Raw genomic sequence first — 25,059 nt, 5'->3', positions numbered from 1 at the left:
ATGCTGAAACGCTTGCGCTCCCTGCCGCGCCCCTCGCGGACCGGCGCCCTCCTCGCTTCCGCCGCGGCCCTGGTGTCCGCCGGCGCCCTGGGCGCCGCCGCACCGGCGCAGGCGCAGGACCGGGCCCCGGACCAGTCCCGCGTGACGGCGGCGGTGCTCCCCCTGGACGGCTCCGGACGCGAACCCGCCGTGTACGGCGACGACGTCCCCTACGACACCGCCAGCATCATCAAGGTCGACATCCTCGCGACGGCGCTGCTCCAGGCGCAGGACGCGGGACGGACCCTGACCGCGCAGGAGCGCGCCTGCGCCGAGCCCATGATCCGGCACAGCGACAACGCGGCGGCGAACGCGCTGTGGCGCCGGATCGGCCGGGCGCCGGGGCTGGAGGCGGCCAACAAGCGGCTCGGGCTGACCGCGACGAAGGGCGGACCGGGCGCCAAGTGGGGCCTGACCCGGACGACGGCCAGCGACCAGATCCGGCTGCTGCGCGCGGTGTTCGACACGGGCGCCGCCGATGGGACAGCCGCGCGCGCCGGTACCGGCGGTGCACTGAACGCCGGCTCCCGCGCCTACATCCGGTCCCTGATGAACACGGTCGAACCGGAGCAGGCCTGGGGTGTCTCGGCGGCCGGGACGCCGTCGGCCACGGCACTGAAGAACGGGTGGCTCCAGCGCAGCACCTCCGGCCTGTGGGACGTCAACAGTGTCGGCCGCATCACGGTGGACGGGCACCGCTACCTGGTGGCGGTCCTCTCCGACGGCAACGCCTCGATGGGCGAGGGCGTCTCCCTGGTCCAGCGGACGGCGCGCGCCGCCGTCTCGTCGACGGTGTCCGGACACTGACGCCGTACGGTCCGAGCCGTGCGCCGTGCGCCGTCCACAGGCTGTGGACGGCGGGTTCCGGGTGGCGGCGCGCCCATGCCCGCCCCGAGCACGGCACCGCGCGCCGCCATCCGGCTCCGGCGCCCCGGCCCCACCCCCCTCGTTCCTGACGGGACCGGCCGGCGCCGGCCTCGCGACTCACACTCGTCGAGGGCTCCGGTTCCGGGCACCCTCGACGTCCCCTCACGGCGAATCGCTGCCCCAAGCGTGATCAAACGGACACGACCCGTCAACAGCCGTCTGGCGATTTGCCCGTTGTGCCGGGATCGCAACGGGCGCGCACGGAAGCACCCCCGGCGCACGGCCTCCCGGCCGGCCCGGGGCCGGTGACGGAACCGTCCCCGTCGGCCGTGTCCGCACCGGGGCTCACACCACCTCGTACCGCAGCCCTCCGCGGACCGCGCCCGGACCGGCGGTGAGACCCTCACCCAGGAACCAGACGAGACCCATGCCCCAGTGGCCGGTGAGACCCGTGCCGGGCTGACCGGTGAGGCCCACGCCCCGGTAGGCCGCCGCCTCCAGCCCGGTTCCGCCGCACACCGGCGCCTGGCCCCCGCAGGCCGCGGGCACCGCGGTCACCGTCGCGGGCACCGCCGTCACCGCCGGGGGCGGCGGCGGACAGCGGTCCAGTTCGCACCAGATGCGCTTGCCCGCGCCCTCGGCGCTCCAGCCCCAGCGGTCGGCCAGCCCGTCGACCAGGGCGAGTCCGCGGCCGTTCGTGGCCTCGTCGCCCGCGCACCGCGGCTGCGGCGCGCAGGTGCTGGCGTCGGCGACCTCCAGGCGCACGGTGGCCGCATCGGCCGCCACGCCGGGCAGCGACAGTCTGAGGACGGCCGGACAACCGGTGTGCACCACCGCGTTGGTGACCAGCTCGGAGACGAGCAGGACCAGCGTCTCGGCGAGCGGCTCGTCGGCCGCTATCCCCGACCGGGCCAGACGCGAACGGGCCCACTCGCGGGCCCGCCCCACCTCCGCGGGGTCGGGCCGGATCTCCAGCTGCACTTGAAGCACCTGCACCGCTCACACCATCCGAACCGGCGGACCCGTGACCCCGCGCCAGACGGGGCCACGATCACAGCCATTCTCTGCATGGCCAGAACAACGGCCAGAGCAAGGGTCACGGACTGTGACTCCCTTGCGAGCCAGCATGGTTGACGTACCGTCACCGCAACAAGCGCTTCGGGCATATTCCCGCGCGAAGGAGTACCCGTGCGGCATACTGTGCGACGCCCGCCGCGGGGAGTCGCACAAGTGGGCGGGACGGGCCGCCCGACCTCGCGAACAGCGGCACGCACCGCCGGATCCGGAGTCGCCGTTCGGGCAACACCGCGACCACCGGCCATCGGAACCACTCGCATCCCACACAAGGTACCCGAGCGGGGCGGCGACTCCGGGACGTGACGAGACCTGTCCGGGACCGCCGTCCGGAGGCGACTCTCCGTGATCAAGGTGGGCCGCGGGTCCGCGAGGACCGGAACGTGAGCGGCCGCACGGCACGGTGGGCGCGCAGACGCGCGGCATCCCGGCAGCGGGACCGGCTCCGGGTGCCCCTCACTCTGCGTGGCGGGTGCGCCGGGGCGGGACCGGCCGCCCCGCCCGCCGGGAGCGGCGGCCGGGGCGGAGGACTGCCTGGTGAGACCGGTGCGAGCGGCGCGGTGACCCCGCAGCGGGAACGGGCGGGGCGCACCGGCGGGTCCGCCGCGCGCCGTACGGACCGCCTCGGCTCCCGCCGGGGTGGTCCGGCCGCCGGCGCCGAGGGCGGCGCGCCGCGCTCACCCGCCGGCGGGGGCCGCGCCGGACCCCGGCGCACGGTCCCGCGCACGCCCGCCGCACCACCGCTGAGCCCGCGCGGGCCGCTGCGAACTCCTCGCGCGGCCGGGCGTGTTGCCCTCCCCGCTCGCACACCCGCGCGACCCAGGGCGCCGGTTCGACCGTACGGCCGTACGGTCCACGGATGTGGGGTCTGCGGGCGTGCGGTCCACGGACGCTCGGTCCACGGACGTTCGGTCACCTGCGGCCGTGCGCAGCGGGGAGGCGGGGCCGGGTCTCCCCGGGCGGCCCCGGCCCGGTGCTACTCGGTGACGGTGAAGTAGCGGGCGAACGCGGGCACGATCTCCTGTTCGCGCACCTGGCCGTCGGCGTCGGTGTCGAGCACGGCGGCGGTCGCCCGCGCCACCTCCTCGGGCACCCCGAGCGCCCTGAGCACCCGCACGGTGTCCTCGACGCTCGCGGCGCCGTCGCCGTCGGTGTCCGCGACGGCCAGGGCCGCGTGCAGGAAGGGGCGCGCGATCTCCGCGAACCGCCCGGGGTTGTCGCGCAGCCGTTTGACCGCGCCGGTGACGAACTCCTCGCGGGTGATGCGCTGGTCGCCGTCCCGGTCGGCGATCCCCGCCATGCCCTGCCAGAAGGCCTCCGCACCGGCGTAGAGGGACTGGCCCTTGTCGGAGCGGGCGGCGGTGTGGAACTCGGCGAGCAGCGCCTTGGCCGCCATGCTGAAGTCCTCGCGGTCGATGTAGCCGTTGCCGTCCTGGTCGAAGGTGGCGAACCGGGCCCCGATCCTGCGCTCGTACTCGCTGCTGACCATGTCTTCTCGGGCCGCCTCACGTCTGGGGGTGCACTTGGCACGGAGCGTACGACGCGGGCGGCCGTCCGGGGACGGGAAAGCCACGGTTGTGCCAGGACCGGGTGAATTCCGGGACACGGCCGTGCGACGGGAGGCTCAGGCGGACAGGGGTTCCTCGTCGACGGCGGACGCCAGGTCGGGGTAGACGTCGAAGAGGCGGCGGACGCCGAGGGCGCCGAGCACCCGGTTGACGTGGGACCCCTCGACCGCGCCGCCGGCGGGCAGGATCAGCCGCAGCCGGCCCTGACAGGAACGGATCAGGCGGCGGGCGGCGATGAGCACGCCGACGCCGCTGGAGTCGCAGAAGAAGACGTCCGAGAGGTCCAGCACGAGGTCGTGCCGGCCCTCGGCCACCACCGCGTGGATGCGCTGCCGCAGCACCGGGGAGGTCACCAGGTCCAGTTCGCCCGCGACCCTGAGCACGCTCCACCCGCCCTGCCCGTCGCCGGTCACGTTCAACACCACGGCCTGCCCTCCGCTCGCCGGATCTTCCCCGGAACCGCCCGGAAACGGAAGCAGTTCCTACGCTTCTTTCCGCGCGGCTGCCCAGCGGCCGTTCCCCCAAACACCGCACAGCAAACGACCGCGGTTCCTTGAAGGACTCGTTTCGGTCATCTTCCGTCGCGTTCGATCAGAGTTGATCCGAAACGGAAGGGTATAAGGGCTAACCACCCGTCCGCGCCCCCCGTGCCCCCTTCCACGCGCCCCTTTACCACCTGGGGCTCTTCAGGGGGCGCACATCGCCACAAAGGGGCGTGCGCGGGCGAACGTGCCGACTACATTCGAGGAGATCAGGCAGACACGCTGGACCAGGGACCGGCCGGGGCAGCGGCACGGCACGGCCGGGCGTGAAGGGGGCCGCATGGCGAGGACGGACGCACCGCCCCGCTGGGACCGCAGGATGCAGCAGCGGCTGGCGCACGGAGAGGCCGCCGCACTCGGCGAGCTGTACGACCGGTTCGCCTCGCTCGTGCACGGGCTCGCCCGCCGCGTGCTCGGGGACGAACAGGCAGCCGACAGCATCACCCGCGAGGTCTTCGCACAGGTCTGGCAGCACCCCGACGCCTACGACCCCGCCCAGGGCCCGCTGCGCTCCTGGGTGGCCGCGCTGGCCCACCGGCTCGCCGTACAGCGCCTGCGCGTCACCGAGACCGCCGCGCCGGCCGCCGGCGGCACGGGTTCACCGGAGGAACTGGAGCACAAGGTGCGCCGGGCCGCCGTGGCCGCCCGCGCCGACTACATCGTCCACTCCATGCCGGCCCCGCTGCGCGCCGCCCTCGAACTGGCCTACTTCCAGCGCCGCGACTACCGGCAGACCGCCGCGGACCTCGGCGTCGGCGAGGACGAGGCCCGCCGGCGCCTGCGCCTGGGCCTGCAACTGCTGTCCACCGCCCACGACGCCGGGCGCGACACCGGCGGCCCCGGCGCACCGCCCGGGCCCGGGGGTGCGGCATGAGCGGGACCGGCGGGCCGGCGCCGTCCGCCCGGGAAGGACCGGCCGAGCGGAAGGACCCGGCCGTGCCGGAGCATCACGTCCTGAAGTCGCTCCTCGGGGCCTGGGCACTGGCCGCCTGCTCACCGCAGGAGACGACGGCCGTCGAGGAGCACCTGGGCGGCTGCGGCGACTGCGCGGACGAGGCGCTGCGGCTGCGGGACGCGGTCGGTCTGCTGCACCGGCCCGACAGCCTCGACCTGGATCCCGGGCTGCGCGCCCGGGTCCTGGACGCCTGCCTGGAGCGGAGACCGGCGCACGTGCCGGTCCCCGGGTGGGCGGCGCCCTACGACGCGGAGACCGCGCGCCTGGACGCGCTGCTGCAGGACTTCGGGGACGCCGAGTGGCACGCGCCGGTGCGGCTGCGGTGGTTCGAGGGCGGACGGCCGGTGAGCCGCCGTACGACGGTGGCCGGGGTCATCGCGCACCTGATGAGCGTCGACGGGCTCGTCGCGGGCGCGCTCGGGCTGGAGGACCCGCTCGGGGGCCTGCCCGCGGCCGGACCGACGCCCTCGGCCCGCACCGAGGCGTACTGGGGGGCGGCGCACCCGCCGCCGACCCGCACCGTCCGCGGACCCTGGCGGGACCAGACCCACGCGATCGTCCGCACGGCGTCCTGCGCCGGAGGGGGCACGGGGGCGGGCGCGGCCGGCGGGGCGGGCGCGGCCGCGACTTCCTGCGGGCCGCCCGCGGTGCCGTACGGCGGCGGTTTCGCGCTGCCGTTGCGGGACGCGCTGCTCGACCGGGCCTTCGAGTGCTGGATCCACGCGGAGGACGTCGCGGAGGCGGTGGACTATCCGTACGACCCGCCCGCCCCGCGGCATCTGCACGCGATGATCGACCTCGCGGCCCGGACCCTGCCCGGCATGCTCGCCGCCCGGCGCCGGGCGGGCCTCGCGGCGCCCGCCCGCACCCGGCACCTGGTGCCGGCGGGCCGGCCGGGGCGCAGCCTGCGGCTGGAGATCGAGGGGAGGGGCGGCGGCGAGTGGCTGATCCCGCTCGACTCACCGGGCGCGGTGGGCTCCGCGGAGCACCAGGTGGCCCATGTCGCGCTGGACGGCGTCGAGTTCTGCCGGCTGGCGGCCGGCCACGTCGCGCCACGCGAGGCGGCGGCCGGCCAGGTCGGCGACGCCGACGCGATCAGCGACGTGCTGCACGCGGCGGCGTCCCTGAGCCGGCTGTGACGGCGCCGGACGGACGACGCCGCGGACGGGCGTACCGGCCCCACGTCCACGGCATGATCCGCCGGGCAAGGCCTGAGAGCTGCGGACAGAGGTGGCGCCCGCCGGGGCCCACTTCTGTCCGCTGGAGAGCGTCTGATCCTCTAAGCGAAGACCACCGTGCGCCGGCCGTTGAGCAGGATGCGGTGCTCGGCGTGCCACTTGACCGCGCGGGCCAGGGCCTGGCACTCCACGTCCCGGCCGATCGCGACGAGCTGGTCGGGGGTGACGCCGTGGCCGACCCGTTCGACCTCCTGCTCGATGATCGGGCCCTCGTCGAGGTCGGCGGTGACGTAGTGCGCGGTCGCGCCGATCAGCTTCACGCCCCGGGCGTGCGCCTGGTGGTACGGCTTGGCGCCCTTGAAGCTCGGCAGGAAGGAGTGGTGGATGTTGATGATCCGGCCGCTGAGCTGCTTGCACAGGTCGTCGGAGAGGACCTGCATGTAGCGGGCGAGGACCACCAGTTCGACGTTCTCCTCGCGCACGATCTCCAGCAGCCGCGCCTCGGCCTCGCCCTTGGTGTCCCGGGTCACCGGAATGTGATGGAACGGGATGTTGTACGACCCCACCAGCTCGGCGAAGTCCGTATGGTTCGACACCACCGCGGCGATCTCCACCGGCAGCGCGCCGGTCCGCGCGCGGAAGAGCAGGTCGTTCAGGCAGTGCCCGAACTTGCTCACCATCAGCACGATCCGCATCTTCGTCTCGGCCGGGTGCAGCTGCCAGTCCATGCCGAAGGAGTCGCCGACCGCCGCGAAGCTGGCGCGCAGCTTGTCCAGGGTCACCGAGGACTCGGCGGAGAAGTGGACCCGCATGAAGAACAGTCCCGTGTCCTGGTCACCGAACTGCTGGCTGTCCACGATGTTGCAGCCGGTCATGAACAGGTAGCTCGACACGGCGTGCACGATGCCCTTTTTGTCCGGGCAGGAAAGGGTCAGCAGGTACTGGTCGGCCGGGGCCGTCGCGGATCGGGGGGACTGCTCAGTCATGCAGGACAGGGTCCCACACGGGCGCCCCGCCGCGGACGCCCGTCCGCAGGACGGGACGGTGCCGCGGACGCGACCCGGCGGCCGGCGGCCGTGCGCCGAGCGGCCCGGACGCCGTGCGAGGCGCCGGCCGGACGCCCTGCGACGAGCGGGCCGAAGACCGCGCGGCGGGAGACGAGACCCGCGCGGCGAGCGGACCGAAAAGCCGCGTGGCGCGGGTGCCGCGCCGTACGCGGGTGCCGCGCCGGCTACGCGGCGCGGGTCATGATGCGCAGGGCCTCCAGGCTGCGCGGCGGGGTGTCCGGGTCGTCGCCGTCACTGGCCGCGAGGCGCAGGTGCGCGTCGCGCGCCGCCCGCACCGCCTCGGGCCAGCCGTGGTGTTCCAGGTACGCGGCCACCGGCGCGTCCGGCCCGACCTGGTGCATGATCCGCAGCACCCGCAGCACGGCCGTGTCGACGAGCGCCGCCTCCTGCGAGTCCCGGAAGATCGTGCCGACGTACTTCTCGGCGGACCAGTTGTCCAGCCAGGTGTCCTCGACCAGGCGGTAGACGGCGTCGGTGACGTCGCCGTACCCCTCGACGCCCGCCAGCCAGACGTCCCGCTGGAACACCGGGTCGGAGAGCATGTGCAGCGCGGAGCGCACATTGCTGCGCCAGCGCCACCACGGCATGTCGTTGAGTGGCATGCCGCCCATGGTGGAGGAGCGGCGGCCGCGACGGGAAGAGTTCTCCGAACCTTGCACGGTCATCGATCGTACGTTCTCCTCACCGGCGTCCCCGCCGCCCCCCGCAATTCACCTTCGCGTCACCCATTGTCGGCCATGGGTCACTGCCGGGTTAGGGATGTGCCGGAATCGTGCCGTTGCATGACCGGCAGGCGACTCAGGCGCAACGCATCCGTCCCCGCACCCGCCCGGACCGCCGGACCGAGGCGGCACCTGCTCACCGCGGGCGCCCTGGCGGCGTGCGCGTCGCTCTTCGCCGGCTGCGGCGTCGTCCCCGGTGCCACGGGGGGCTCCGGGGACGGCACCGTCACCGTGATGACCTGGGCGCCGGACGGCACCCCGGCGACCAACAAACCCGGCATGCCCGCCATGGCCCGCGCCTACGCCCGCTGGGTCAACGCCGCGGGCGGCATCGCCGGGCACAAGCTCAAGGTCGTGACCTGCAACGACAGCAACGACAGCGTGGCCGCGGCCAAGTGCGCCCGGCTCGCCGTCAAGGAGGACGTCGCCGCCGTCGTCGGCTCCTACAGCCAGTACAGCGACTCCTTCTTCCCGCCGCTGGAGAGCGCGGGCATCCCCTACATCGGCGGGTACGGCGTCACCACCGCGGAGTTCACCCGCGCCCTGTCCTATCCCGTCAACGGCGGGCAGCCCGCCCTGCTGGTCGGCCTCGGCCGGGTGCTCGCCCCGCGCTGCGGCCCGGTCGCCCTGGTCCGGCCCGACAGCATCGTGGGCGACGAGCTGCCCGGCCTGCTCGACGCCGGGCTGAAGGCCGGCGGCCACGGCCGGGCCCGCGACCAACTGGCCGCCGAGGACGCCACCGAGTACTCCGGGGAGGCGGCGAAGGCCCTGGCGCAGGCGTCCGCCGTGCCGGGGAGGAAGGGCTGCGTGGTCCCGGCCCTGGGCGAGCGCACCAACATCTTCATGGACTCCTTCCGCCGGGCCCGCCCGGAGTACCCCGCGGTACGCACCGCCGCCGTCCTCGGCAGCGTGGACCAGACCGTGATCGACGCGAGCGGCGGGGCCGCGGGGCCCTACGAGGGGGCGTCCATCACCGGCTGGTACCCGGTCGCGGACGACCCCCGCTGGGACGCGATGAAGAAGGTGATCAACGCGCAGGCCTTCGGTGACAACCGGGTGGACCCCGCGGACGCCGGGGTGCAGACCACGTGGATCGCGTACACCGTCCTGCGCGCCGTCCTGGAGCGGATCGGCTCCGGGCCCGTGAACGCCGGCACCGTGCGGCGCACCCTCGACTCCGGACTGGCCGTCGGCACGGGCGGGCTGACCCCGCGGCTGCGGTGGCCCCTGTCGGGCCCCTTCGCCTCCACCGGCTTCGCCCGCCTGGCCAACGCCGACGTGACCCTCCAGGTGGTGCGCCGGGGCCGCCTGGTGTCGGCCACCAAGGGGTTCGTCGACGTGACGAAGACCCTCCAGGACGCGGACACGGACTGAACAGCGGTGAACAGCCGCCGCGGCCGGTCCGGACGCTGAGCAGCACCCGGCTCGGAGCCGGGCCGGGTCCAGAGCCGGGCCGGCCGGGTCCAGAGCCGGGCCGGGCTCGGAGCCAGGTCGGGCCCGTCGCAGGGCCGGATCCCGCAGCCGGGCCGGGCTCAGCGCCGGGCCGGAACCGGAGTCGGTGCGGGCCCGGCGCAGGGCCGGCCCCAGCACGCGGCCGGGCTCAGAGCTGGGTCGGCTGGCGTTCGGTGAGGCCGTACTTCTTCGCGATGACGTTCCACAGCCGCGCGGCCTTGGCCTTCTGCGCGCTGGCCACGCCGCTCTGCTGGTTGCCGGCCTTGGCGTGGCTGGTGATGCGCGCGTGGCCCTTCTGGCACCCCTTCTTGCCGTGCGTCTGGTCGGCCCAGGCCGCGTAGTGCTGGTCGGCCGACTGGGACGCCTTCCAGGCGCTGGTGAGCGCGCTGGTCAGCGCGGCGTGGTCGGGCAGCTTGTCCACGGGCAGCGAGCCCAGCCGCGTCACCAGCTCGCCGCGCTGCTTGGCGGCGGCGCGCAGGTCGGAGGCCGCCCCGCCGAGGTTGTCGCACCCCTTGACGTCGGCCACCGCCTTGATCACGGACGCGCGGCTGCTGCCGCTGTCGGCCAGCAGCTTGTCCAGCGCGGCGGCCTGCTGCCGGGCCGGGTCCGCGGCGGGCGCCGAACTGGCACCGCCGGTGGAGGGAGCGGCCGAGGAGACGCTGGCGGCCTTGTCGGTGTGCTGGCCGCTGTCACCGCCACCGCCGCCGCTGAGCAGCGCACCGGCGCCCACGCCGAGGGCGATGATGCCGACGCCGACGGCCGCGATCAGCGGAACCCGCGAGCGCGTCCGGCGACCGCCGCCGTCCCCGCCCCCGGTGGCCGGCTGCCCGGCGAACTGCGGCTGACCCGGACCGCCGGGACCCCCCGGGCCGGGCTGGACGGGCGGGGTGCCGGCCCGGACGCCGGGACCCGGACGGCCGTCGTACGGCTGCTGGAAGCGCGGTATCTGCTGGGTGGCCGGCGCCCCGCCGCCCGCTCCGTCGCGGAAGAGGTTGTCGAACTCGGCGGGCGTCTGCCGCCCGCCGGGGCCGCCGGGGCCCGCGCCGTACGGCGTCGCCGGCCCGCCCGCCTGGGCGTCCACCGGCGCGATGAACTGGGTGGCCTCGGCGTCCGGCCCGGCACCGGGCGCGCCGCCGCCCTGCGGCACGTGGCCCAGGAACCGGGTCGAGGGGTCACCGGACGTCTCCGGCGGCATGGCGCCCGCCGGCACCGGCGGAATGTACTGCGTCGCGCCTTCGTCCGCGGGCGCGGCGGCGACCGGCGGCAGGAACTGCGTGGCCCCCTCGTCCGCCGGTGCGGCGGCGACGGGCGGCAGGAACTGGGTCGCGCCCTCGTCGGCGGGCGCCCCGTGGCCGCCCTGTCCGGCGGCCGGAAGACCGTAGGGCGCCGGGCCCGCGGGCGGCAGCGGGGCGCCGCCGGACTGCGGGGCGCCGTACGGGCCCGGGCCCGCCGGGGGCAGCGGCGCGGCCTGCCCGGCGGCACCCTGCTGCTGCGGCTGGTACTGATGGGGTTGATGCGGCTGCTGTTGCGGCGGGAACCCGTGGTCCGCCCCCTGGAACCCCTGGGTGTGCTGGTACGGCGGCTGAGCGCCGCCCCCCTGGGTGCCGTACGCCGGGGCCGGGGCGCCCTCCGGGGGGAGCGGGCCCGCGCCCGCCGCGCCGGGGCCGCCGGGCTGTCCCTGGGCGTCCCACCGGGCCGGCGGAGTCTGCGGGTGGGACGGGGCGGCGCCCCAGGCCTGGGCGGGCGGCGCCTGCCAGTCCTGTCCGGGCTGCTGCTGCGGCGCCTGGTCCGCACCCGGACCCCACGGCTGGCCCCAGGCCTGGCCACCGGCGGGCGCGTGGGCCGGGCCCTGTCCGGCGGGCGGCGCGGGTGTCAGACCGCCCGGCCCGCCCGTGGTGCCCGGCAGCAGGGGCTGCCCACCGTCGGAAGGCAGCACGATGCCTTCGCGCGCGGGCCGCGCCGAGGGCTCCTCGCCCTGTCCACTCTGCGTCACCGGGACTCCTACGAATGGGGGACTTGCGGAATCGTCGGCTCACGCTACCGGGTCCCTGGAGCCCGGTGCTACGCAGCACAGGACGCGACCTCCTTCCCCGCCCCTCCGGTGACGAAACCCGCCGCGGCGCGCTGTGGTCCGGCTCACCGCACGCGGCTCAGGCCGCCATCTGCACCTCCAGCCTGGCCCCGAACTCCCTGACGACCGCCTCGTCCCGGTACGGATCGAGGCGCTGCTGGAAGTCCTCCAGGTACTCCGCACCCCGGTTCGACCGCAGCGTCTCCAGCAGGTCGACCGCCTTCAGACCGGTGGTGCAGGCCTGCTCGATCTCGCGCTGCTGCACCTGCGCCGTGGCGAGGAGCACGTACCCGATGGCCCGGCGCCTGGCCCGCGTCACCGGATGGTTCGCCAGCGCCTGTTCCGCGTACCGCGCGGCGGTCTCCGCCTGCCCCAGGTCCCGGTGGCAGTGCGCCAACTCGTCGGCCAGGTAGGCCTCGTCGAAGTGCGCGATCCAGGCGGGGTCGTCCCCGGAGTCCGCCGCGGCCCGCTCCAGCGCGCCCACCGCGCGCCCGGACGACACCTGCGCCGCCCGCGCGTCCCCCAGCAGCGCGTGCCCGCGCGCCTCCGCGGCGTGGAACATCGCCTCCGCGCGCGGGGTCACACGCCCGCGCGCCCCCTCCTGCGCCGCCCGCGCCAACTGGGCGATCTCGCGCGGGTTTCCGAGCTGGGCGGCGAGGTGACTCATGGAGGCGGCCAGCACATAGCCGCCGTAACCGCGGTCCCCGGCCGCCTGGGCGAGCCGCAGCGCCTGGATGTAGTACCGCTGGGCGAGGCCGGGTTGCCCCGTGTCCACGGCCATGTAGCCGGCCAGCTCCGTCAACCGCGCCACCGCGGCGAAGAGATCGCGGCCCACCGCCTCCCGGTAGGACCCGGCCAGCAGGCCGGAGACGACGCTGTTGAGGTAGTGCACCACCACCGGGCGCACGTGCCCGCTGCCGTATGTGTGGTCCAGGTCGACCAGCGCCTGGGTCATGGCCCGTACCGCCGCCACGTCCGACTGCCCCACGCGGGGACCCGCCGAGCGCGCGACCTGCCCGTCCGGCGCGGTGATCAGCCAGTCGCGGCTCGGCTCCACCAGCGCCGAGGCGGCGACGGAGGAGCCGGACAGGAAGTCACGGCGGCCCACGTCGCTGCGCCACAGCTCGCAGACCTGCTCGATGGCCCCCACCACCGTCGGCGAGAACTGGAGGCCCACGCCCGAGGCTAGGTTCTTGCCGTTGGCCATGCCGATCTCGTCGATCGTGACCGTACGGCCGAGTTTGCGGCCCAGTGCCTCGGCGATGACCGCCGGGGCCCGCCCCCGCGGCTGCTGCCCGCGCAGCCAGCGCGCCACGGAGGTCTTGTCGTACCGCAGGTCGAGGCCGTGCTCGGCGCCGCACATGTTGACCCGGCGGGCCAGCCCGGCGTTGGAGCAGCCCGCTTCCTGAATGAGCGCCTGCAGCCGTTCGTTCGGCTGCCGCGCGACGAGAGGCCTGGCGGCCATGGCGTAAACCCCCTGCTTTCTGGCGGCTCGCGTGGCTGCGGTGCCCTGCCCACGCACCGACGTTGACGTGTCCTGCGCGGCCGGATCCCGCCGTGTTCCGGCGGAGTTGTCCTGCCGTGAAGATCAATGCCCCACGGACATAACGAAAATGCGGGACATGCGAAGATTGCCGGAATAACGGAGCGAAAAGCGCAGCGGACCCCCTCGATCCCCCCTCCCGGACACCCCCGCGGGGCCGTTCCCCGCACGGACGTTCCGCACGGACACCACCGTGCGGAGATCTCCGCACGGACCTTCCGTGAGGACATCCCGGCACGAACGTCCCCGCACGGGCATTCCCGCCCGGGCGTCGCCGGCAGCGCCCCGCCCTAACACCCCGCGCGGACGCCCTCGGTGGACGCTCCCGCCGAACGTCCCCGCCGCGAGTGCCCGCTGAACACCCCCCCACACAGCCCTACCCCGCGCCTGCCGGTGCCCCTCCCGCGCGCCCCCGTGGATGCACCCGTGCGCCCCGGGCGGGGACCGGGTGCTCCTCCCCGCGCGCGGGGCCGCCGCGGACCGGGCCGCCGCGCCCGTAACTCCAGGTGGGCGCGGAAGTTGAGTGGAACGTGGAAAAGACGATCCCGGGCACCGAAGCCGCACAGACTGCCGGTCAGATTCCCCAGCAGCGCGGAGACTCACTGCTGGAGACGGCCGTTCGCTACGCCGAGGAGCGTCACTGGGACGTGTTCCCCGGCACCTGGCTGGAAGCCGTGGACGGCACCCAGCGCTGCTCCTGCGGCGACGCCGCCTGCTCCGCGCCCGGCGCACACCCCGCGCGCGAGGACTGGGCGGCCCAGGCCACCGGCAGCGCCACCGTGGCGCGCCGTATGTGGCAGAAGCAGCCGGCCGCGTCGATCCTGCTGCCCACCGGCCGCGCCTTCGACGCACTCTGCGTCCCCGAGACCGCCGGGTTCCTCGCCCTGGCCCGGCTGGAACGGATGGAGCTGACCCTCGGGCCGGTCACCCTGACCCCCGAGCGCCGGATGCAGTTCCTCGTGCTGCCCGGCGCCTGCGCCAAACTCCCGGACCTGGTGCGCAAGCTGGGCTGGTCGCCCGGCTCGCTGGACCTGACCGCACTCGGCGAGGGCGCCTACATCGCCGCACCGCCCACCCGGTACGGATCGCGGGGAGCCGTGCAGTGGGCCTGCCGTCCCACCCCGGCCAACCGGTGGCTGCCGGACGTGGAGGAGCTGGCGTCGGCGCTGGCGTACGCGTGCGGCAGGGACAGGTAGCGGCAGGAGAAGGAACACCGCTCCCCCATAGGGTTCGTCCTGACGGAGGGAGCAGCAGTGGTGAGTACCAGCGCCGTACGGGTTCAGGGACTGTGGAAGCGGTTCGGACAGCAGGTCGCCGTGGCCGGGATCGATCTGGAGTTGCCGGCCGGGCGGTTCATCGGACTCGTCGGGCCGAACGGAGCCGGGAAGACCACCACGCTGTCCATGGTGACCGGGCTGCTGCGGCCCGACCAGGGCACCGTCGAGGTCGCCGGGCACGACGTGTGGCGGGACCCGGTCGCCGTGAAGGCCCGGATCGGTGTCCTGCCCGAGGGGCTGCGGCTCTTCGAACGGCTCTCGGGCCGCGAACTGCTCTCTTATTCGGGCCGGTTGCGCGGGCTGCCCGCCGCGGAGGTGGAGCGCCGGGCGACGCAGCTGCTCGACGTGCTCGACCTGGCCGGCGCCCAGCACAAGCTGGTCGTCGACTACTCGACCGGCATGCGCAAGAAGATCGGGCTCGCCGCGGCGCTGCTGCACAATCCCGAAGTGCTGTTCCTGGACGAGCCGTTCGAGGGCGTCGACCCGGTCTCCGCGCAGACCGTCCGGGGCGTGCTGGAGCGGTACACCGCCTCCGGCGCGACCGTCGTGTTCTCCTCGCACGTCATGGAACTGGTCGAGTCGCTGTGCGACTGGGTGGCCGTGCTCGCCGCCGGCCGCATCCGCGCGCACGGACCGCTCGCCGAGGTGCGCGGCGACGCACCGACCCTCCAGCAGGCCTTCCTCGAACTCGTCGGCGCGCAGGGCCGCGACACCGGTTCGGACCTCGACTGGCTGGGCGGCGGTACCCGATGAGCGGGCAGAGCGCACCGGAGGGCCTCACGCCCGTCCTGGTGCGGCTGAAGCTGTCCCTGCTGCGCAACGGGCTGCGGCAGTCCGGCGGGCGGCGCGCGGCGTATCTCGCCTCGGCCGTCCTCGCGCTGCTCTTCGGCGCCCTGCAGCTGATCGGGTTCGCGGTGCTGCGCGGCCACCCGCACGCCGTCTCCGTGGCCGTGCTGAGCGCGGCCGTGCTCGCCCTCGGCTGGGCGGTGATGCCCCTGTTCTTCCCCAGCGGCGACGAGACCCTGGACCCGACCCGTCTGGTCATGCTGCCGCTGCGCCCCCGACCGCTCGTGCGGGGGCTGCTGGCGGCCTCCCTGGTCGGCGTGGGACCGCTGTTCACGGCGCTGCTGCTGGTGGGCTGCGTGATCTCGGTGGCGCACGGCGCGGCGGCGTACGCCGTCGCGGTCCTCGCCGTCGCCCTGGCGCTGCTGGTGTGCGTGGCGCTCGCCCGGGCCGTGGCCGCCGCCAACACCCGGCTGCTGACCAGCCGCAAGGGGCGCGACCTGGCCGTGCTCAGCGGACTCGTCGTCGCGATCGGGACCCAGTTGGTCAACTTCGGCGCGCAGCACCTGGGTTCCTCGGGGCTCGGCCGGCTCGACCCGGTGACGGACGTCCTGCGCTGGGTGCCGCCCGCGTCGGCGGTGGGCGCGGTGGACTCGGCGAGCGAGGGGTCCTACGGTGTCGCCGCCGCCCGGCTCGCCCTGACGGCCCTCGCTGTGGCCGCCCTCGTGGGCCTGTGGTCGCGCAGCCTGACCCGGCTGATGACGACCCCCGACTCCTCCACCGTCCAGGCCCCCGACGCCACCCGGAGACGCTCCCGGAGCGGCGGCCCGGCCCGGCTGTTCCCGGACGGCCGCACGGGCACCGCGGCGGAACGCTCGCTGCGCTACGTCCTGCGCGACCCGAAGACGAAGGCGGCCTGGGTGACGTCACTGGCCATCGGCCTGATCGTGCCGGTCCTCAACGCCCTCCAGGGCACCGGCTCGGTCTACCTGGCGTGCTTCGCCGCCGGCATGCTCGGCGTCCAGATGTACAACCAGTTCGGCCAGGACACCTCCGCGTTCTGGATGGTCGCGCTGACGATCTCCTCCCCGCGCGACGCCTGCATGGAGCTGCGCGGCCGGGCCCTGGCCCTGCTGGTCGTGACCCTGCCCTACGCCACCCTCGTCACGGTGCTGACGGCCGCGCTGGTCGGCGACTGGGCACGGCTGCCCGAGGTGCTCGGGCTCTCCTTCGCGCTGCTCGGCGCGATGCTGGCGACCGGGGCCTGGGCATCGGTCCGCTTCCCGTACTCCATCCCCCAGGAGGGCTACAAGAACGTGGCCCCGGGCCAGGCCGGGCTGGCCTGGACCGCCATCGTCGGCGGCATGCTCGCCGCTGCCCTGCTGTGCTCCCCCGTCATCGCCCTGGCGATCTGGACGAACGTCAGCGCGACCGGCGACGGCCTCGGCTGGCTGCTCCTGCCGGTGGGCGCGGTCTACGGCGCCGCGATCACCCTCCTGGGCCTGCGCCTGGCCGCCCCCCGCGCGGCCACGCGGCTCCCGGAGATCCTCGCAGCGGTCAGCAAGGGCTGACCCGCCCCGGGCGCCCGTGCGCCAAGAACCCGGCCGCTTCGGCAGCCGGCCGCCCGGCCGGACGGCTGCCGAAAGGCGCGGGCCTCGTGACCGGACCGCCCGCCCGGCGCCCGGCCGTGGGAGACGGCCGGTGCCGCGGGGGCCGGCGTGTTCATGGGGTGAGGACCGCCTCCAGGAAGGGTGTGACGGCCGCCCGCCAGGCGTCGGGCCGGTCGTAGTGGACGAGGTGGCCGGCGTCGGCGACCTCCGCGTACTGGCCGTGCGGCAGGACGCGGACCATCTCCTGGGCCTCCGCCCGGCCGAGTTCGCCGTCGAGGCCGCGCACGACGAGGGCCGGGCAGCGCACCTGGGCCAGCTCCTCCCAGTGCGCGTCGTAGACCCAGGTCTCGCGGGAGGCGAGCATCTGCTCCGGTTCGCACACGGGGCGCCAGCCGTCGGCGCACTCCTGCATGATCTCGGCGTAGAACGCGCCGCGCGCCGGGTTCGGCCGCTCCACCCACGGATCGTCCTCGCCGAACCACTTGCGGACGTCGGCGAGGGTGGCGAAGGGCGTCGGCCAGGTCTTGAACCAGTCCTCCCACTCGCGCTGGGAGGACGCGCCCAGCGCGGAGGCCCGCATGTCGCAGATGACCAGGCCGCGCACCAGGTCGGGGCGGTGTGCGGCGAGCTGCCAGGCGGTCAGCGCCCCCATGGCGTGCCCCACGAGGACGACCGGTCCGAGGCCGAGCTGTTCCACGGCCGCCTCGGCGTCCTCGACGTAGGCCTGCCGGGTGTGGGCGGCCCGCGGGGGCTTCTCGCTCTGGCCGTGGCCGCGCTGGTCGAGGGCGACGGCCCGGTGCCGCTCGGAGAGCCAGCGGGCCGTCGGCGCCCAGTGCGAGGCCCGGCCCATGAGGCCGTGGAGTAAGAGCACCCCGGCACCCCGCCCGGCCGCGCCCTCGTCCGCCGGGGCGGGCGGATCGGGCGGCCCCGGCAGCTGCTGCGGCAGGTCCTGCCGGTACGCCCCGGCCTGGGCCGGTACGAACGGCGGCCCCTTCGGGGGCTCGGCGAACTCCCAGGCGGCCAGCCGTACGCCGCCCGCCCCGGTCACGTCGATGCGTCGCGCCATGTGATCCCGGCACCCCCTAGCTCTGACCTGGCTCCGCCCCAGCCACTGCTCCCGGCCGTTCCCGGCCATTGCCGGAGCCGTGTGGCGCTCACCAGATTATCGAATGCTCATTCGAAAAAGCCGCTTGCATCACGAACACCCCTCGTTCGAGTGACCCCCCACAAGGAATGATCGCCGCCGCCGAGGGGAGATCTTCAACGGGAGGCGGACCACTCGGGGAAAAGCGGTCCGAGGGGGACGACCCTGAGAGCTCGGGGCTCCGGGTCGCACAGGGGAGGACAGGCCCCGGCGCCGTGCGGCGCCGGGGCCCTCTCCCTGTCTGCGGCACATCCTCCCCCACCCCTGAGCGTCATATGCCTGGAGGACTGCCGTCCCAGCGTCGCACGCGCGGCGCGCGAGCGCTCCGCTGCGACGCGCTGAAAAACGCCGGGGGGACCGGGGGAGAGAACAAGGGGAGAACCGGCCACCGCCGGCGCACCAGAGGCCGGTCCCGCCTGTCCGGCCCGGCCTCGTCCGGCCGGTCCGCCGCCGGGCAGCCGCCGTCCGGGGTCAGCGCTTGGCGACGAAGACGTGCGAGGCGACCTCCGACTCCAGCTCCGCCGCCTCACCGCCGCTGCCCACCAGGACACCGCCCGCCGACTCCGTCACGCTCACCACCGAGCCGGGCTGCACACCCGCCCGGCGCAGCGTGTACATCAGCTGGGCGTCCGTCTGGATCGGCTCACCGATCCGGCGCACGACGACCGTCTTCCCGTCGGCACCCGGATCCAGGTCCGCCAGCGACACCAGCCCCGCGTCCAGGAACGGGTCCGCGCCGTCCTTCTCGCCCAGCTCCTCGAGGCCCGGGATCGGATTGCCGTACGGCGACTCGGTGGGATGCCGCAGCAGCTCCAGCACCCGGCGCTCCACCGCCTCGCTCATCACGTGCTCCCAGCGGCACGCCTCGGCGTGCACCTGCTCCCACTCCAGGCCGATCACGTCGACGAGCAGACACTCGGCCAGCCGGTGCTTGCGCATCACGCGCGTGGCCAGCCGGCGGCCCTCGTCCGTCAGCTCCAGGTGCCGGTCCGCGGCGACCGAGACGAGTCCGTCGCGCTCCATCCGCGCGACCGTCTGGCTCACCGTCGGCCCGCTCTGGTCCAGTCGCTCCGCGATCCGGGCGCGCATGGGGACGACGCCTTCCTCCTCCAGCTCGAGGATGGTGCGGAGATACATCTCCGTGGTGTCGATCAGTCCGGACATACGTGCCCCTCGATTACCTCTGCCGGAAGCCCTGCGACTCCGCGGCGCGTGCGCTGGCCCTGAACTCAATTCTGACGCATACCACTGACAACCGGAGTGCTCCGCGCGACGGCCCGCGCCGAAGCGGGCGCGGCGCGCCGCCGGCACGGCCCCCGGGCTCGGCCGAAGCGCACGCGGGACCCCGCCGGAGCGGAGACCCGCTGCCGTCGTCACGGGAAGCGGGGCGGCGCGTCCCCCCGCACGCAGACGACCCGCGAGCTGGGTCCCTCCGCCTGACGGCGGAGAAGCCGGCCGGACGTACCGGCAGCTCGCGGGTCGGGTGACTGCTTGGGATTGGGCCGGCCGCACACGTCTCACGTGCTGATCCGGCACCGCACTGGGTGTGGTGACGGGCCGCTAGCCCGCAGCCACCTCACGCGTCCGGTTTCCATACATCTGCCGAACCACCTCCCTTCTCGTGTACCCCACACACTAAGAACCGTCCCGCCCTCGATCAACCGCTTTTTTTCAGGACTGCCCGGACCCCGGTTCCAGCAGGTCCGCCAGGTCCAGCGCGGTCGCGATGCGCACGGCGACGTCCTCGGCGTGGGCCGCGTCGGCGCGCTCGAAGGGGGCGCGCCCCAGGGAGCGCAGGAACGTGACCACGCCCAGGGTGCGGCCCCGGCTGCGCAGCACCGCGCACAGGGCGTGCACGGTGTCCGCCGGCCACTGCCGCGCGAGGGCCCATTCGCGGGCCTGCTCGGCCGGTGCCGGGCCGGCGGTGGCCCGTACGGACCCGGTCCGCTCCATGCACTGCAGGGCGGGGTGCCCCTCGCCGTAGCGGACGGGGATCCCGGCGCCTGCGGCGGGCAGGCTGGGGCCGGGGCCCGCGGTGGGAGTGGCGGTGACGCGGACCAGCCGCAGCGGTGCCGGCGGACCGTCCCCGCCCGCGGTGGCCGGCTCCTGCCCCGCGCCGGCCGGTCCACCGCCCGCCGGGGGGCACACCCGGTCGACGAGGGCGTGGTCGGCGAACCCGGCGAGCGCGAAGTCGAGGTGGACGGTGGCCGCTTCCAGGGGGCTGTCGCACTCCGCGGCGGCGCGGGCCGCGCGGTGCAGCTGGTTGGTGCGGAACCGCAGCAGCGAGGCCTCCTGCTCGGTGTGCCGGGAGTCGGTGACGTCGACGAAGAGCCAGGCCACACCGAGGGGCACCGGTTCCTCGGCGAGGGGCGAGGCGAGCCGCACGAACCCGCTGCGCCAGCAGCGCCGCCGCTCGCCCTCCGGGGTGCGCACACCCACCCAGATCTCGGCGGGCGCGGGCGGCGCCCCCTCGGCCAGGACGTGGGTGAGGACGCTCTCCAGTTCCTCCACGCCCTGGGAGAGGAGTTCGCCCAGGGGGCGGCCGAGCGGGGCGGTGCGGCCGGTGCCGAGGGCGCGGGCGGCGTGCGCGTTGACGATGGCGGGGCGCAGGTCGGCGTCGACCAGGACGACCCCCCAGGAGGCGTCCTCGAAGAGCGCCTCGCTCAGGGCGATGGAGCGTTCCAGGTCGATCTGCGCGTGCACCTCGCTGAAGGCGCAGTACAGGCCCGCCGGCGATCCGTCGGGTCCGCGGACGGCGGCGGACTGGGTGCGGACGAGGACACGGCCGCCGTCCTTGGTGAGCAGGGCGAACTCGTGGACCTGCCGGCCGGGGGCGTGCATGGCGGACATGAGGCGCCGTTCGACCTCCTCGGCGTCGGCGCTGCGCACGGCCCACCCGGCGAAGCCGTGCCGGCCGACGGCCTCGGCGGCGCTCCAGCCGAGGATGCGCTCGGCCTCACGGTTCCAGTGGGTGACCACGCCCTCCGCGTCGAAGGCGCACAGGGCGGCGTCCATGCCGTCGAGCAGGGCGGCGAGCAGGTCCGAGCCGTCGGGTCCGTCGGGGACGTCCTGTCCCCCGGGACCGTCCCGGCGTGGCTCGGGCTCGTCCGGCCCCAGCTCGTCGGTGGTTCCTCTACGCCGGGAAGCACTCACCTGAACCCCCTGCAGGCTGCGTCCGCACGTACGGCGCGTCGGTTCGCTCACTGACCATCATTCATTCAACTTGAACGTGATGCAGCACACATCATGTTCCCGAAGATTGAAGGAATCGTTGCACCGCGGAGATCCCGGGGCCCTGCCGGTCACGGCGCCGGCGCCGGTGTCAGCCGCAGGGTGACCCGCTCGTCCGTCTCGCCGGGCAGCACGTACCGGTCGGTCTCGGTGAAGCCGCGGGCGGCGGCGAAGCGTACGCCGTCGTCGCCGGCGGCCAGGACGACGGTCTCCACGCTCCGGGCGCCGGGCACGCGCGCGGGTCAACCGCCTCGCGTCGGGCGCCGCCGTCAGCGCCGGTAGAAGATCCGGTCCGCGTACCGGTCGAAGATCCGGCCGTTCCACTCGTGGCCGCCGTCGACGTTCCCGGAGCGCAGCAGCGGGGGTTCGACGCCGCGGTCGGCGAGGACGCCGGCGGCGGTGGCGACGACCGCCTGCAGGAGCGCGGAGGTGACGACGGTGGAGGCGGGGGCGAAGGGCGCCGGGACGGTGTCGAGGGTGAGTTCGGCGTCGCCGACGGCGATCTTGGAGTCGAGGACGAGGTCGCAGTGGTCCTTCAGGAAGGTTCCCGAGGTGTGCCGCGAGGTGGTCCTGGTGGCGTAGGCGACCGAGGTGACGCCGATGACGCGCACACCCAGCGCGCGCGCGTGCAGGGCCATCTCGACGGGGAGGGCGTTGCGCCCGGACAGGGAGACGATCACCAGGGCGTCGCCCGCGCGCAGCGGGGAGGTGTCGAGGACGGCGGTGGCGAGGCCGTCGACGCGTTCGAGCGCGGAGCCGAGGGTGGCGGGCACGACGTCGACGCCGACGGCGCCGGGGACGGCCAGGAGGTTCACCAGGGCCAGACCGCCGGCCCGGTAGACGAGGTCCTGGGCGGCGAGGGAGGAGTGGCCGGCGCCGAAGGCGAACAGGCGCCCGCCGTCGGCCACCGTGTCGGCGAGCAGGGTGCCGGCGGCCGTGACGGCGTCGGCCTCTTCGTCGCGGACCCGCTGGAGGAGGCCGATGGCGGCGTCGAAGTACTGGCCTGCCAGCGTGCGGTCGCTCATGCGAGGTCCGTCCCTTCGGGGTGGCTGCGTGTCGCGGATCACGGTGAGGTCTGAACCACAGCGGTGTCAATACGGCATCGCCGGGCACGTCGCCCTGCCGGTCGCGGGGCCGCCGGCCCCCTGCGTTCAGGGACTCAGCCGCTCCACCCGCCACCCGCCGTCCGCCTCGGCGACGTAGCGCAGGCGGTCGTGGAGGCGGTTCTCGCGGCCCTGCCAGAACTCCACGGACCGCGGGGCGACGCGGAAGCCGCCCCAGTGGGGCGGGACGGGGACCTGCTCGCCCTCCGGGTAGCGCGCGGCGAGTTCGGCCCAGGAGGCGTCGAGGACGCCCCGGGTGGCGATGACCGTGGACTGGGCGCTGGCCCAGGCGCCGAGCTGGGAGCCGTGCGGGCGGGTGCGGAAGTAGGCGGCGGTCTCGTCGCGCCCGGTGCGGCGGGCGACGCCCTGGACGATGACCTGCCGGGCCATGGGGTGCCAGGGGAACAGCAGGGAGACGTACGGGTTCTCGGCGAGGTCGCGGGCCTTGCGGGAGTCGTAGTTGGTGTAGAAGACGAAGCCCTGTTCGTCGAAGCCCTTGAGCAGGACCGTGCGGGAGCTGGGGCGGCCGTCGGCGTCCGCCGTGGAGACGATCATGGCGTTGGGCTCGAAGAGGTGTCCCTCGGCCGCGGCCTGCCGGAACCAGCGGGCGAACTGCGCCACGGGCGTGTCGGCCAGGTCGGCCTCTGTCAGTCCCTCGGCGCGGTAGTGCTTGCGCATGGCGGCGAGGTCGAACGGCGCGGTTTCTCCGGCTTCTCGGTCGGTCACGCGGTCATCTTGCCGTATGGGTGACCGGCACCGGCGAAGTGTCCTTCGTCACGACGTGGCACTCAGTGCCGCACTCTCTCCCCAAAGGTGGCACTCAGGGATATCGTGCTGTTGCCGACCCGGTGGGGTGGCCGCGGACCGCACGGGGCATGACAGGGATGACCGCCCCGGACCGCGAGTCATCGCCACGCGACCGCGGATCCGTACGGCGCCCCACTTCCGACCTCCGACACCTGGTCGTCGTCTTTGTCGCACCATCTGTCGCACAGACCACGAGGAGCCGCCTGATGTCCGACTTCGTACCCGGACTCGAGGGAGTCGTCGCGTTCGAGACGGAGATCGCCGAACCCGACAAGGAGGGCGGCGCGCTGCGGTACCGGGGCGTCGACATCGAGGACCTCGTCGGTCACGTCTCCTTCGGCAACGTCTGGGGGCTCCTCGTCGACGGCGCCTTCAACCCCGGCCTGCCGCCCGCCGAGCCGTTCCCCATCCCCGTGCACTCGGGTGACATCCGGGTGGACGTCCAGTCCGCGCTGGCCATGCTCGCGCCGGTGTGGGGCCTGAAACCGCTGCTGGACATCGACGCCGGGCAGGCCCGTGAGGACCTCGCGCGAGCGGCCGTCATGGCACTCTCCTACGTCGCCCAGTCGGCGCGCGGCCAGGGCCTGCCCATGGTCCCGCAGAGCGAGATCGACAAGGCGAACTCCATCACCGAGCGCTTCATGATCCGCTGGCGGGGCGAGCCCGACCCGCGGCACGTGGCGGCCGTGGACGCCTACTGGTCCTCCGCCGCCGAGCACGGCATGAACGCCTCCACCTTCACCGCCCGCGTCATCGCCTCCACCGGCGCGGACGTGGCCGCCGCCCTCTCGGGCGCGGTGGGCGCGATGTCCGGCCCGCTGCACGGCGGCGCCCCCTCCCGGGTGCTCGGCATGATCGAGGAGATCGAGCGGACCGGGGACGCGGCCGGGTACGTGAAGCGCACCCTGGACCGCGGCGAGCGGCTGATGGGCTTCGGCCACCGGGTCTACCGGGCCGAGGACCCGCGCGCGCGGGTGCTGCGCCGCACCGCCCGGGAACTGGGCGCCCCCCGCTACGAGGTGGCCGAGGCGCTGGAGAAGGCCGCGCTGGAGGAGCTGCACAACCGCCGTCCGGACCGGGTGCTGGCCACGAACGTCGAGTTCTGGGCGGCGATCATGCTGGACTTCGCCGAGGTGCCGGCGCACATGTTCACGTCGATGTTCACCTGCGCGCGTACGGCGGGCTGGTCGGCGCACATCCTGGAGCAGAAGCGGACCGGCCGCCTGGTGCGCCCCTCCGCCCGCTACATCGGCCCCGGCCCTCGCAGCCCGCGCGAGGTCGAGGGGTACGACGCCATCGCGCACTGAGGCCCTGGCCCCGGCGCCGTGGGGCGGGCGGGGCTTCCGGGACACGGCGTGGCGGCGGTCGTCCTCGCAGCCGCGGACGGAACGGGCGCCCGGCTCCCCCTTTGTCCGCGGCCCTCAGCCCAGTGCCCGGTCGAGGACGACCGCCCACTGGGCGACCACGCGCTCGCGGCGGGCCGCGTCGTCGGTGAGCAGGTTGGCCAGGCCCAGGCCGCGGGCCATGTCGAGGAAGCCCTGCACGGTCTCGCGGGTGCCGGGGCGGCTCTCGTCGGCGCCGAGCAGGTCCACGGCGATGCGGTGGGTCTCGCGGCCGACGCGGGCCTCCAGCTCGGTGACGCGCGCGCCGAGCTGGTCCTCGTTGGAGGCGGCGACCCACAGGTGGAGGGCGGCGCGGAAGAGGGGGCCGGTGTAGAGGTCGACGAGGGCCCGCACGACGGCGCGCCGGTCGCCCTGCGCGCCTTCGGGGAAGAGGGCGCGCAGGGCGGTGGAGCGTTCCTCGGCGACGTACTCGACGGCGGCGGTGAACAGGTCCTCGCGGGTGGGGAAGTGGTGCTGGGCCGCGCCGCGGGAGACACCGGCGCGCTCGGCGACGACGGAGACCGTGGAGCCCGCCCAGCCGCGTTCCGCGAGGCAGGCGACGGCCGCCTGCAGGAGACGCTGCCGGGTGGCCCGGCTGCGGTCCTGTTTGGGGGCGCGGTCCGCCGCCGTCACGCCCATGGCGT

Annotated in this window: 22 protein-coding genes; 8 read left to right on the top strand and 14 right to left on the bottom strand. The window is 74.8% G+C overall.

The genetic code is table 11. The features are described 5' to 3' along the window. On the top strand, nucleotides 1-846 hold the full coding sequence (locus tag AC6I72_RS17895) for a serine hydrolase (RefSeq protein ID WP_498001898.1): 846 nt from the start codon (nucleotides 1-3) through the stop codon (nucleotides 844-846). Nucleotides 847-1,251: 405 nt separating this feature from the next. Here AC6I72_RS17895 and AC6I72_RS17890 read toward each other — a convergent pair whose 3' ends face one another. The 3 genes from AC6I72_RS17890 to AC6I72_RS17880 form a co-directional block, all read right to left on the bottom strand. Next, nucleotides 1,252-1,887, bottom strand: coding sequence for an ATP-binding protein (locus AC6I72_RS17890; protein WP_498004720.1), 636 nt, complete (start codon nucleotides 1,885-1,887; stop codon nucleotides 1,252-1,254). A 1,069-nt stretch (nucleotides 1,888-2,956) separates the two neighbouring features. Then, nucleotides 2,957-3,469, bottom strand: a complete 513-nt coding sequence (locus AC6I72_RS17885) for an EF-hand domain-containing protein (protein WP_498001897.1) — start codon at nucleotides 3,467-3,469, stop codon at nucleotides 2,957-2,959. A 135-nt stretch (nucleotides 3,470-3,604) separates the two neighbouring features. Next, nucleotides 3,605-3,973 (bottom strand): STAS domain-containing protein, encoded by a 369-nt coding sequence (locus AC6I72_RS17880; RefSeq protein ID WP_037859345.1) that lies wholly within the window; start codon nucleotides 3,971-3,973, stop codon nucleotides 3,605-3,607. A 397-nt stretch (nucleotides 3,974-4,370) separates the two neighbouring features. Between AC6I72_RS17880 and AC6I72_RS17875 the strand changes: the two genes are divergently transcribed. Next, nucleotides 4,371-4,964: a sigma-70 family RNA polymerase sigma factor gene (locus tag AC6I72_RS17875; protein ID WP_498001895.1), complete on the top strand. Its 594-nt coding sequence runs from the start codon at nucleotides 4,371-4,373 to the stop codon at nucleotides 4,962-4,964. After that, nucleotides 4,961-6,184, top strand: coding sequence for a zf-HC2 domain-containing protein (locus AC6I72_RS17870; RefSeq protein ID WP_498001894.1), 1,224 nt, complete (start codon nucleotides 4,961-4,963; stop codon nucleotides 6,182-6,184). The genes AC6I72_RS17875 and AC6I72_RS17870 overlap by 4 nt, the downstream gene beginning before the upstream one ends. Before the next feature lie 140 nt (nucleotides 6,185-6,324). Here the strand turns inward: AC6I72_RS17870 and purU are convergent, their stop codons facing one another. Together purU and AC6I72_RS17860 are read right to left on the bottom strand one after the other, a co-directional pair. Continuing rightward, nucleotides 6,325-7,209, bottom strand: coding sequence for a formyltetrahydrofolate deformylase (gene purU / locus AC6I72_RS17865; protein WP_498001893.1), 885 nt, complete (start codon nucleotides 7,207-7,209; stop codon nucleotides 6,325-6,327). Nucleotides 7,210-7,454: 245 nt separating this feature from the next. Then, nucleotides 7,455-7,955, bottom strand: a complete 501-nt coding sequence (locus AC6I72_RS17860) for an SCO4402 family protein (RefSeq protein WP_498001892.1) — start codon at nucleotides 7,953-7,955, stop codon at nucleotides 7,455-7,457. Between the two features lie 117 nt (nucleotides 7,956-8,072). Here AC6I72_RS17860 and AC6I72_RS17855 point away from each other — a divergent pair, with 117 nt between their 5' ends. Then, the gene (locus AC6I72_RS17855; protein ID WP_498001891.1) at nucleotides 8,073-9,386 is read left to right on the top strand and encodes an ABC transporter substrate-binding protein; all 1,314 of its coding nucleotides are present in this window, start codon (nucleotides 8,073-8,075) and stop codon (nucleotides 9,384-9,386) included. A gap of 226 nt (nucleotides 9,387-9,612) precedes the next feature. Here the strand turns inward: AC6I72_RS17855 and AC6I72_RS17850 are convergent, their stop codons facing one another. Continuing rightward, nucleotides 9,613-11,457 carry a hypothetical protein gene (locus AC6I72_RS17850; RefSeq protein WP_498001890.1) on the bottom strand — a complete coding sequence of 615 codons (1,845 nt, stop codon included), beginning with the start codon at nucleotides 11,455-11,457 and terminating at the stop codon, nucleotides 9,613-9,615. 157 nt (nucleotides 11,458-11,614) lie between these two features. Next, on the bottom strand, nucleotides 11,615-13,000 hold the full coding sequence (locus tag AC6I72_RS17845; protein ID WP_498001888.1) for an NsdA family TPR-like regulatory protein: 1,386 nt from the start codon (nucleotides 12,998-13,000) through the stop codon (nucleotides 11,615-11,617). 608 nt (nucleotides 13,001-13,608) lie between these two features. On the opposite strand from AC6I72_RS17845, the gene AC6I72_RS17840 reads away from it, so the two are divergent. The 3 genes from AC6I72_RS17840 to AC6I72_RS17830 are packed head-to-tail and all read left to right on the top strand — an operon-like array spanning nucleotide 13,609 to nucleotide 16,709. Then, nucleotides 13,609-14,274: a bifunctional DNA primase/polymerase gene (locus tag AC6I72_RS17840; protein WP_498001887.1), complete on the top strand. Its 666-nt coding sequence runs from the start codon at nucleotides 13,609-13,611 to the stop codon at nucleotides 14,272-14,274. A gap of 39 nt (nucleotides 14,275-14,313) precedes the next feature. Then, nucleotides 14,314-15,108, top strand: a complete 795-nt coding sequence (locus tag AC6I72_RS17835) for an ABC transporter ATP-binding protein (RefSeq protein ID WP_498004719.1) — start codon at nucleotides 14,314-14,316, stop codon at nucleotides 15,106-15,108. Further along, on the top strand, nucleotides 15,105-16,709 hold the full coding sequence (locus tag AC6I72_RS17830) for a transporter (protein WP_498001886.1): 1,605 nt from the start codon (nucleotides 15,105-15,107) through the stop codon (nucleotides 16,707-16,709). Before AC6I72_RS17835 ends, AC6I72_RS17830 begins: the two co-directional genes overlap by 4 nt. A 151-nt stretch (nucleotides 16,710-16,860) precedes the next feature. Here the strand turns inward: AC6I72_RS17830 and AC6I72_RS17825 are convergent, their stop codons facing one another. The 6 genes from AC6I72_RS17825 to pdxH all read right to left on the bottom strand — a co-directional run bounded on the left by AC6I72_RS17825 (nucleotide 16,861) and on the right by pdxH (nucleotide 22,952). After that, complete coding sequence (locus AC6I72_RS17825) at nucleotides 16,861-17,814, bottom strand: alpha/beta fold hydrolase (protein WP_498001884.1); 954 nt, start codon at nucleotides 17,812-17,814, stop codon at nucleotides 16,861-16,863. Between the two features lie 549 nt (nucleotides 17,815-18,363). Then, nucleotides 18,364-19,056 carry an iron-dependent transcriptional repressor DtxR gene (locus tag AC6I72_RS17820; protein ID WP_366723851.1) on the bottom strand — a complete coding sequence of 231 codons (693 nt, stop codon included), beginning with the start codon at nucleotides 19,054-19,056 and terminating at the stop codon, nucleotides 18,364-18,366. Nucleotides 19,057-19,563: 507 nt separating this feature from the next. Beyond that, on the bottom strand, nucleotides 19,564-21,045 hold the full coding sequence (locus tag AC6I72_RS17815; RefSeq protein ID WP_498001883.1) for a PAS domain-containing protein: 1,482 nt from the start codon (nucleotides 21,043-21,045) through the stop codon (nucleotides 19,564-19,566). Nucleotides 21,046-21,194: 149 nt separating this feature from the next. After that, complete coding sequence (locus AC6I72_RS17810) at nucleotides 21,195-21,356, bottom strand: hypothetical protein (RefSeq protein ID WP_498001882.1); 162 nt, start codon at nucleotides 21,354-21,356, stop codon at nucleotides 21,195-21,197. Nucleotides 21,357-21,392: 36 nt separating this feature from the next. Next, complete coding sequence (locus AC6I72_RS17805) at nucleotides 21,393-22,148, bottom strand: SIS domain-containing protein (protein WP_498001881.1); 756 nt, start codon at nucleotides 22,146-22,148, stop codon at nucleotides 21,393-21,395. A 126-nt stretch (nucleotides 22,149-22,274) separates the two neighbouring features. Further along, complete coding sequence (gene pdxH / locus AC6I72_RS17800; RefSeq protein ID WP_498001880.1) at nucleotides 22,275-22,952, bottom strand: pyridoxamine 5'-phosphate oxidase; 678 nt, start codon at nucleotides 22,950-22,952, stop codon at nucleotides 22,275-22,277. Between the two features lie 287 nt (nucleotides 22,953-23,239). Here pdxH and AC6I72_RS17795 point away from each other — a divergent pair, with 287 nt between their 5' ends. Continuing rightward, on the top strand, nucleotides 23,240-24,340 hold the full coding sequence (locus AC6I72_RS17795; protein ID WP_498001879.1) for a citrate synthase 2: 1,101 nt from the start codon (nucleotides 23,240-23,242) through the stop codon (nucleotides 24,338-24,340). A gap of 114 nt (nucleotides 24,341-24,454) precedes the next feature. Here the strand turns inward: AC6I72_RS17795 and AC6I72_RS17790 are convergent, their stop codons facing one another. Further along, nucleotides 24,455-25,054 carry a TetR/AcrR family transcriptional regulator gene (locus AC6I72_RS17790; RefSeq protein ID WP_498001877.1) on the bottom strand — a complete coding sequence of 200 codons (600 nt, stop codon included), beginning with the start codon at nucleotides 25,052-25,054 and terminating at the stop codon, nucleotides 24,455-24,457. Nucleotides 25,055-25,059: the final 5 nt, after the last annotated feature.

This window comes from Streptomyces sp. Xyl84, assembly GCF_059731885.1.
This window is presented reverse-complemented; position numbering and strand designations above follow the sequence as displayed.